Below are 9,687 nucleotides of genomic sequence, written 5' to 3' on the forward strand. Positions count from 1 at the left end.
AAAAAAGCTAGAATTTATCAATATTTTTGATATTTCTAGCTTTTTTCAACATTAAACATATAATTTTATAATACCTAAATTCATTAATTATAATATATTTTATTTTTTATTATATTTTACAATAATTACAAAAATAAAAATGACCTCTAACTTGTTTTTTTATTTTAAGCCACTTTAGTAAATATTTTTGATTTTGGTGCATAATTTATTGATGCTCCATAATAATTTTTAATTAACCATATCTACTACTTTTAAAAATGTTTTATAAATGTTTCTGTCTATTACATTTTCATAGGCTAAAATTTCTAAATTCATTTCATAATAAATTGGATCAGAACCTTTACATTTTTCATTTACTCTTATATCTACCTCGTATCTTTGATTTTTCTTATTCTTTCTATTGCTTTATTTTTTTTTACCTAATGATAATAACATGTATATATCTATAATTATTCTTTTTAAAAAATCTATAATATTAAAAGGATCTAAATATTTTATTTCAAAATCTCCATAATAACCGTAATCATTAAATTCTATATACTCTTCATAATATTCCAAATATATTTCTTTACTTTTTATTAATTTAACTTTTTCAGCTATTACATCCATTTCTATAATATCTAAATATTCTTTTTCTTTTTTCAGTACTTTCAAAAATGCATCTCTTTTATTAGATTTTACAAGTTTTGCTTGTAATAGTATAAACTCATTTTTTTCTACCTCATTCATACTATCTAATATTAAATTTACTTCTTCTAAAAATCGCATATTTCTCCATTCTAATTAATACATATGACATAGCATTAATTACTCAAATTATATTATCTTCAACTTTATATAATACAAAGTTCTTATAAAAGTTTATGTATCTGTTATTTAATATCAATTAGAGTTTGATATTCTTTTAATTTTCTCCTAAAAGTTCTTTTAATAAACTTAGAAATTTTTTTGAATTTTTTCTTCATTCTCACATTTTTCAAATTTTAATTCATTATCTATATCTTTTAATTCTTCTTTTGTTATTTTTATGATATTATTAAAAAAGCTTTTTAATTTCTCATTTTTAACTAATTTATCTGTATTTTTGTCATAAAAACTCCTAATTGGAATTGCCATTATTTCATATGATATATCATATAAATTCATTTTTTTACCAATTTTGCAAAATTTTCCTTTGAATAAATTTTATCTTGAATTTCCATATTTTCATTAATTTCTACCATACACAGTCTATCATTAAACCAACTAGCAACTTTATTTTCATTTAAATTTTCTAAATGATCAACATACCATTCACCCCAATAACCACCACCTTTATCTTCTTTTGACTTACTTGTTAATAGTAGTACTGGACTTACTAAAATTTTATCATATTTAAATTCTAACATATTATAAACTTTTATAAATTTATTAATTGACAAATATTTCATTCCAATAATTATTTATAATGTAATTAACTATTTTTCTCACCACTTGTTATATAAAAATTCAATGCTCCAATTTTAAATTCTTTGTTTACAATTTCAAGAGTTTTAGCTATATCTACTATCGCTACTGCAACTTTATCATAATCTAAACTGAAAAGGACTTGTCCTAATCCGTATTGTTCTATCAAATCATCCAACTCTTGCATATCTATGAATGTTAATTCCGATTCAAATACTAATACTCCCTCAATTCCAAGTTCATACAAAAAACTATATCCTTCTCCTAATTTTTTAACTACATAATCTGGAGCATTTTTTAATGAAATTCCTAATTCAACTTGAAAAACATTTGAACCTACTATTCCTCTAGTTACTTTCAAATTTCCTTTTTTAGTTGATAACATTATATATTCTAGACCTTTTTTAGTTTTTTTGTATAATTTTTCATCAAAATATTCAAATTCATCATTTTCAATATTGAAACAATCTAAATTATCTAATTCATCCTCATCATCATAGAAAATATCTTTCATATATCTTCCTTTTTCTTCAAATAAAGCCCAATCTAATTTATTTTTTAATCTTTTTTTAGTTTCTTTATTCATATTAATATTTGTACTTTTTATTTCTAATACTTTTAAATTTTCTAGTTCCTCTAAACTTTCTAAATCACCATCTACATCTACAAAATCTAATACAAGTTCATTTAAATTTTCAAGTTTTTTTAAATATTTAATATTTCCTTCAGTATTTAATCCTTCTAAAGATAATTTTTTTAAATTAATTAAATTACTTAAATCTTTTGTATTCCCTTCTATATTTCCACCTAATAAATGAAGAGTCTCTAAACTAGGTAATTTATTTAAATCTTTATGTCTTCCTTTAAAATATAAAGAAAAATTTTTGAAAAGTTTTAAATTTTTAAAATTTATTAAATCTTTTACATTTCCACTTAAATTAAATGACGTTTCCAGTTCCACTAAATCTAAATCTTTAATACTAGATATTTCTCCTTTTATATCAGTTCCAGATAAATTTAATTTTTTTAAATTTTTTAATTTTTTTAAATCTGCTACATCTCCTTTAATAGTGGTCATTTTATCAAATTCATATTCTAAGCATAATTCTTCTAAATTAGTAAACCATTTAAAATCTTCTAAACTATGAAAGGCATTATCTAAATCTATAGAATTTATTTTATTCTCAAAATCTTTTATTTTAATCATTAAATTAAATGATTTTCTATATCCAATATCTTTATGATATATTTTCCCTTCTAAACCATATAACTTTCTAACAATTTTTTCAAATCCTTTACTTTTAAATTTTACTATTTGATTTTCATTTTCTAATTTTATTATTTCTTCTGAATATTCATCTTCTTCAATTTCAATCATTACTTCTCTATCAAAATCTAGAACTACAAAATCTTTAATTTGCTTTTTTTCATCTAAATAGTCTAATAAAGTGTAGAATTCATATACTTCTATAAATCTTCTCTCAATTTCTAATATAGGAACTAATTGTAAATATTTTACATCTTCTCCACTAGGTAAATTAATACTTAAATCTTCAATTGATTTCAAAATCAAAATATCTTTAAATGCATTTGTATTTAATTTACTAATAATTGAAGAATCACTTATAACATCTCCTATAACAATATCTATTTTTTTATTCTTGTATCCTTTATACATTTCAATAATAAATTCATAAATATTGTTTATTTTATCCATATCTTTTTTAGAAAGAAAAATCTCTAATTCTATTCTTGAATCTATTCCATAAATATTCTCAACTTTATTTTTTCCAAACCCTTCAGTTGTTATTTTATAATAATCTTTATCATTACTTGGATTAGAAATATATATTTTCAAATCATCTACATCTGTATCATATACATAATCTATCTCATATATATTATTAATATATTCATGAATACATTTTCTATCTTCAATACCATAAATCATATTTTTAATTTTTTTAACTAATTTTAATTTTCTCAAATTAATTCCCCTTTTCTAATAATAACATCAACTATATTTCAAATTCTATCATCTATCAAATTTATTATACAACTTTTAAATTTAAAAATATAGTATGTTTTTAGTTAAAATTAAAATTATTTTTGCCTAGATTTACTACCATTTTCATTACCACTATGCTATACTAAAAAAAAGGAGATGAGTTTTAATGGATATTAATAAATTTAAAAATATATTAAGTAAATTTAATAGTGAAGAGATTGAAAAAATTCTATTCTCACTTATACAATCTAATGTCAATATTGAAAATCTTTTTTTAGAAATAATGAAAGAAAAGGATGATAATATACTAATTATAGAAACTCAAATATTTAATAATTGGAACAAGGCTCTCCCAGCAATGAGCAATAGTAATCTTTATTATAGGCATCATATAAAAGAATTTTATAATGCTATAGCTCATTTAGATGAAATAGAAAATATATTAAATGAATATAAAGAAAAAATCTCATTTGAAACGAGAAAAAAACTTATAAATATGATTTTAGAAATTTTAACCAAATGTAATTTTAAAGATCATTTTTTTCCTGAAAAATTATATGATATAGTTATAAAATTACCTATTAACAAAGAAGAAAATATAAATATTGCAAATTATCTAGTTAAAAATAACATATTTTTAATTAATGCTATCTTAATATATAAAAAAGTTAATGAAAATGATAAATTTTTAAAACTTGCTAAAGAAAATCTTGATAATACTGAAATTGTACTAGCTTTAGTAGATTATTATGAAAAAAATAATATGCCTGAACTAGCTCTTAAAACTGCTATTAAAAGCCTAGATGAAGTTAATTTTTATAAATCAAGTATATATGAATATGTCTTTAATTACTATATAAATAGAAATATGGATAAAGCTATTGATGATTTTTTCATTCAAGTTTATAAAAATTATCATGATTTTTCTATTACAAAACTAATTTATAAATATTATTCAAAAAGGAAAAATTATGAAAAGAAAAAATATTATCTTCTTAAACTATATGAAGCAACACAACAAAATAATATATCTTCTATATATAATTTATGCGAAAAAGAACTTAATAAAAATGACTTTCTAAAATATAAACCTGAATTACTAAAAAAATTAAAAGATATTAAACCAACTAAATATCTTGATATATGTATGGAGGATAATCAAAAATATAAAATACTTAAATTTTTGCAAAGTAAGAAAAAATCCAAATATCACTTTAATACTACCATAGATTCTAAACATAAATATAGTCGTTTTTTATTAGACGATTATACTAATGAAGTACTTAAGCTATACTGGAAAGAAGTTGATTTTTATACAATATCAGGAAAGCATGGAAACTACTCAAAGGCTGTAGAAATATTAGTTGAAATCCAAAATATTATGATTAAATATAATCTTAAAGAAGAATGGAATATTAAGAAAAATAAATATATAACTGAAAATAAATCTAAAAGAAATTTAATTCTTTTATTAAAAGATAATAAACTTTATTAAAGGAGAGTACTCAATGCACTCTCCCCTTATTATTTTAAAGATTAAATAATTCTACTACTTCATCTTCTTCTAATACTCTATGACTTCTAATTTTATCTTTACTTAAAATATTTTCTAATTTATCAACTACTTCATTTTTTATTAACTCATTCCCATCTATTCCCCTTAATTCAAAAAATAGCATGGGATTAGTATCTAATTTTGTTCCTACCGCATATAAAGTTGCAGCGACATGTTTACACATATAAGCCCAATCAGGACAAGAACATGCAAAATCTATTTCACTAGGAGTTGGGAATAATCCACATTTTTTATCTAATAGTGATTTACTCATTTTTTCTGGAAATTCTCCTTTTATTAAATTATCTATTGTATCTATGTCATTAAAAAATTTTTTTAAATTCTTAATTTTAGCCTCACTAACTATTTCTATATCAATAAAAACAGTATATGGTTTTCTCCTACTTCCTTGTAATAGTGCATATATTTTACCTTTATTCATCTCGAAATGAATAACAGCCCCATTTCTTAAATATGATCTACCTCTTCCTATCCTGTTAGTATAATCAGCATAACTCTCTAAATTTTTATTCCAACTTTTACCCCACCATGTTTTAGCAAGTAATCTTCCTTCCACTATCACGGGTTCTCTTTTTTCTTTTAGCATATTTATTCTCCTAAATATCTAATTTTACTAAATCCATAATTTCTTTATCTGACATTTCACTTATCCACTTATCATCTGCACTTGATAATACATCTTCTGAAATTTGTTTCTTTTCATCTATCATTTTATCTATTTTTTCTTCTATAGTTCCTTTTGTTATAAACTTTCTTACTATAACTTCTTTATCTTGTCCTATACGATAAGCTCTATCTGTTGCTTGATTTTCAACAGCTGGATTCCACCATCTATCAAAATGAATTACATGATTAGCAGATGTTAAATTAAGTCCTACACCTGCTGATTTTAATGATAATATCATATAAGGAATATAATCAGAGTTATTAAATTCATCTACAATTTTACCTCTTTTCTTAACAGGTATTTTCCCATGAATTACAAGCCCTTTTTTATCAAATAACTTTGTTAAATATTCATCTAAATAAGGTATAATTTCAGTATATTGAGTGAATATAAGGACCTTTTCTCTTTTATCATATATAGTTTTTAATATATTATTTAAATATTCAAATTTCCCACTATCTTTGGCATTATATTTACTTATTCCTAAGTAATGTGAAGGATGATTACATATTTGTTTTAATTTTACAATTGAATTCATTATTAAGCCTCTTTTTTTCATTCCTTCTACAATATTTATATTATGTGATAAATCATTAACAATTTTTTCATATAATACAATTTGCTTATCAGTTAAATTAACATAATCTTTTATTTCAATTTTTTCAGGCAAATCTGATATTATCTTTTTATCAGTTTTAAGTCTTCTTAATATAAAAGGATTAACAGTTCTTCTTAATTTAATTATATTATTTTTATCTTCAATAATTCTTTTGGAAAAATCCTTAAAACTTTTTTGAGTTCCTAGTAATCCTGGATTTATAAAATCAAATAATGACCATAAATCTCCTAAATTATTTTCTATAGGAGTTCCTGTCATAGCAAATCTAATATCACTTTTTAATGCTTTTATAGCTTTAGTTTGTTTAGTATTAGGATTTTTAATAGCCTGTGATTCATCTAATACTATTAAATGCCATTTAATATCTTTTAAATTTTCTAATTTTTTAACCATATTATATGTAGTTATATACAAGAATATATTTTTTTCAATTATATTCTCTTTATCAAAATCTCCATATAAATTATGCAAAATCTTATATTTTAATTTAGGAGCAAACTTAGCTATTTCATTTTCCCAGTTAGAAATTAGAGAAGCTGGAACAACTAATAGTGCTGTTTCTTTTGACTTCTTTTTTATATTTTCTAATAAAGCTAGTACTTGAAGAGTTTTTCCTAATCCCATATCATCTGCTAAACAAGCACCAAAACCTAATGAATACATGTTCATAAGCCATTTATACCCGTCTTTTTGATAATTTCTAAATTTTGCTTTTATGCTAGTAGGTATTTTAAAATCTTTCGTATTTTGTCTTTTATCTAAAATGTATTTTAAATGATTTAAAAAATTTTGTGTTTTAATTGATGTACTCTCATCAAATTTAGAATTTTCTCCAAATTGCATACTAATAATATCTTTAACAGTATAATCTTTACTTGTTTCTTCATTTTCTAATATATTTATTAAATCTTTTATATGTTCGTGATTAATATTTACCCATTCACCTTTAAATTTAACAAGTCCTTCTGCCATTTTCAAAAATTCTTTTAATTCTTTCTTACTAAGTGAATTTCCGTTTAACATAGCTGTTGGGTTAAAAGAAAGTATGCTATTAACTCCTAAAAACGATTTTTCATCTACTTTAAAACTTACTTGAAAAAATTTATGTTTTTTTCTCCACCAATTAGGAATTCTACAAACTATATTATTTTCTTGATATAATGGAATTTCATTTAAAAATATGAGAGCTTCTTCAGAATTTAATTTTATGGGTTTAAAAAATTCTCCACTTTCAAGTAAAGATTTAATAAATTTACTCTTACCAGAAACTTTTAAAACTGTTGATAATAATTCCACTAATTTACTTGTTTCATTTTTATATTTTATAAGAGCATGTTCTATTGGTTTATGATAAGTCTTTTTTTCATTATTTTTTGATGAATATGTAGCCATAAATGCAAATGGATATTTTTCATCTTTATTTTCAACTAAATGAAAAAATATCTTATCAGCTATGTGTAAATTACTATTCTTATTTTCAATATACTCCTTTATACTACCTTTATATTCTAATACCTGCATATTAAATACTCTTAATAATTCGTTCCAAAAATTATCTATCCATATTTCATTTATATACTCAGCTCCTATTGAATAAGGTATATTTAAAATAAGTTCTTTTTTTAGATTGTCATTAATTTTTAAACTAAAATTCCCTCTTGTAAATTCCAAAGATGGGTCTTTCAAAACCTCACTAATAAAACTAATAGCAATATTTTGTAAATATGCTATTCCTATTCCTAAATTTTTATTTTCAGTTTTGAAAGCAAGTTCATATATAGCTTGATATTTATCTTTTTCATATTCTCTTAAAAAATTTTCTATATTCTCATTTTTATCATATTCTATATAGAAACCTTTCGTTTTAAAAACTACATTAAGCATAATTCACCTCTTTATTATTTTACTTAACAACAATCCAATTACCATCTTTTTTAGATCCTATTCTTTCGATTATTTTTTTATTTTCTAAATCTTTTAGTGATCTTTCTATAGTTCTTCTACTAACTCCTATTTTTTTTGAAAGTTCATTAGCAATCATACTTGGATCTATTAATAAATATTTTAGCATTTTTTCTTGTGTTCTAGTTAGTTTTATTTTACTTGAATTTTGTGCAAAAAGTTTATTTTTGATTTCTTTTCGAACTTTTTCATTAAATGGTATGATACAATGTATATAATTATTTGTTATTTTAAATACTGATTTACCATATTTATTTACTATTGTGGGTATACCATGCCCTGTATGCTCTGTAAGTCCCATATTTAAAAATATTCTCATTAATGTTGCATTTCTAGGTTTGCTAATCCCTTCAAAAAAGTCCTTTTCTGACATTCCTTCAGGTATTCCACCATGTGATAGTATTTCTATTCTATTATTAAATATTGAGATTTGTGGTTCAGTAATAGTCCAATCATTATGAACAAATGCATTCAATACTGCTTCATTGACAGAATCAAAATCAAATAAATATTCATCTTTTCTTGGTCTTACTGTTGTATCAGTAAAACATATATTTTCAGCTTCTAATCTATTTTTTATTTTAATATATGTACTTAAAAGGCAACCATAACCATAGTCATTTCTTTCAGATATTGAAGCCTTATTTTCACCTTTAAATTTAACCACAATAAAAGGTATATTGTTTTTATCAGATAATAATTCAGCTAATAAATTGTACTCTCCATCTTCTCTTTTTAAGTTCAAATTAGTCTCAAAAGTTTTTTCATCTAGATGATATCCTTTTTCTATATAATATATTTTTAATTCCCTAAATGTTAAATCTTTCATATTAGATTTCTTTTTAAGCATATATTCATTATTTATAAATTTTTGTTCATATCTTATTTTAATTTGATCAGCGGTCATATTTTTACAAGTAGTCCCAATTCTTATAGAACACCCATTTGGAGAAAAACCATATTTTTTTTGACAATATAAATGCTTTATACCTTTATTTATATTTATAATTATTAATGTTTTATCATTTATAATTTTTACTTCCGTCTTTACTTCTCCTTGAGGATTAGGTTCGATCATATCTGTAATAACATCAGATATCTTTCTTAAAGTTTTATAAACATATGACTTCGCTGTTGTCTTTAATACCAATATATATAGTGCCCCCATTTGAGTTTAAAAATGAAACAATTTCTTTGCATATTGTATCAGAATACTTTTCTTTTAGTTCAACTACTTCAGATTCTATATATTTATCCATTTTAATCACCTCTTTTTTCTTAATCACATATTATCATATTTGCGACATTATATCAATTTATTCCGACATTTATTCCGACATTTATTCCGACATTTATTCCGACATTTATTCCGACATTTATTCCGACATTTATTCCGACATTTATTTCTA

9 protein-coding genes are annotated in these 9,687 nt (G+C 22.2%); 1 reads left to right on the top strand and 8 read right to left on the bottom strand.

Annotated features, from left to right (window positions below):
* Nucleotides 1–405: 405 nt before the first annotated feature.
* The 4 genes from AWT72_RS06975 to AWT72_RS06990 form a co-directional block, all read right to left on the bottom strand.
* Nucleotides 406–768 carry a hypothetical protein gene (locus AWT72_RS06975; protein ID WP_067142876.1) on the bottom strand — a complete coding sequence of 121 codons (363 nt, stop codon included), beginning with the start codon at nt 766–768 and terminating at the stop codon, nt 406–408.
* A 168-nt stretch (nt 769–936) separates the two neighbouring features.
* Nucleotides 937–1,146 carry a hypothetical protein gene (locus AWT72_RS06980; protein WP_067142879.1) on the bottom strand — a complete coding sequence of 70 codons (210 nt, stop codon included), beginning with the start codon at nt 1,144–1,146 and terminating at the stop codon, nt 937–939.
* A complete protein-coding gene (locus AWT72_RS06985; RefSeq protein WP_156413102.1) occupies nt 1,143–1,388 on the bottom strand; it encodes a hypothetical protein in 246 nt (81 codons plus the stop codon). The genes AWT72_RS06980 and AWT72_RS06985 overlap by 4 nt, the downstream gene beginning before the upstream one ends.
* Before the next feature lie 65 nt (nt 1,389–1,453).
* On the bottom strand, nt 1,454–3,433 hold the full coding sequence (locus AWT72_RS06990; protein ID WP_067142887.1) for a suppressor of fused domain protein: 1,980 nt from the start codon (nt 3,431–3,433) through the stop codon (nt 1,454–1,456).
* Nucleotides 3,434–3,620: 187 nt separating this feature from the next.
* On the opposite strand from AWT72_RS06990, the gene AWT72_RS06995 reads away from it, so the two are divergent.
* Nucleotides 3,621–4,949, top strand: coding sequence for a hypothetical protein (locus tag AWT72_RS06995; protein WP_067142891.1), 1,329 nt, complete (start codon nt 3,621–3,623; stop codon nt 4,947–4,949).
* 34 nt (nt 4,950–4,983) lie between these two features.
* Here AWT72_RS06995 and AWT72_RS07000 read toward each other — a convergent pair whose 3' ends face one another.
* The 4 genes from AWT72_RS07000 to AWT72_RS09995 are packed head-to-tail and all read right to left on the bottom strand — an operon-like array spanning nt 4,984 to nt 9,537.
* The gene (locus AWT72_RS07000) at nt 4,984–5,616 is read right to left on the bottom strand and encodes an SWIM zinc finger family protein (RefSeq protein ID WP_082680583.1); all 633 of its coding nucleotides are present in this window, start codon (nt 5,614–5,616) and stop codon (nt 4,984–4,986) included.
* A gap of 10 nt (nt 5,617–5,626) precedes the next feature.
* Nucleotides 5,627–8,200 carry a DEAD/DEAH box helicase gene (locus AWT72_RS07005; protein ID WP_067142896.1) on the bottom strand — a complete coding sequence of 858 codons (2,574 nt, stop codon included), beginning with the start codon at nt 8,198–8,200 and terminating at the stop codon, nt 5,627–5,629.
* Nucleotides 8,201–8,219: 19 nt separating this feature from the next.
* On the bottom strand, nt 8,220–9,428 hold the full coding sequence (locus AWT72_RS07010; protein WP_231724063.1) for an ATP-binding protein: 1,209 nt from the start codon (nt 9,426–9,428) through the stop codon (nt 8,220–8,222).
* Complete coding sequence (locus AWT72_RS09995; protein ID WP_231501453.1) at nt 9,391–9,537, bottom strand: AlbA family DNA-binding domain-containing protein; 147 nt, start codon at nt 9,535–9,537, stop codon at nt 9,391–9,393. The genes AWT72_RS07010 and AWT72_RS09995 overlap by 38 nt, the downstream gene beginning before the upstream one ends.
* Nucleotides 9,538–9,687: the final 150 nt, after the last annotated feature.

Origin of the sequence: Oceanivirga salmonicida (assembly GCF_001517915.1) — a bacterium.
In the GTDB taxonomy this organism is placed as follows: Bacteria; Fusobacteriota; Fusobacteriia; order Fusobacteriales; family Leptotrichiaceae; genus Oceanivirga; species Oceanivirga salmonicida.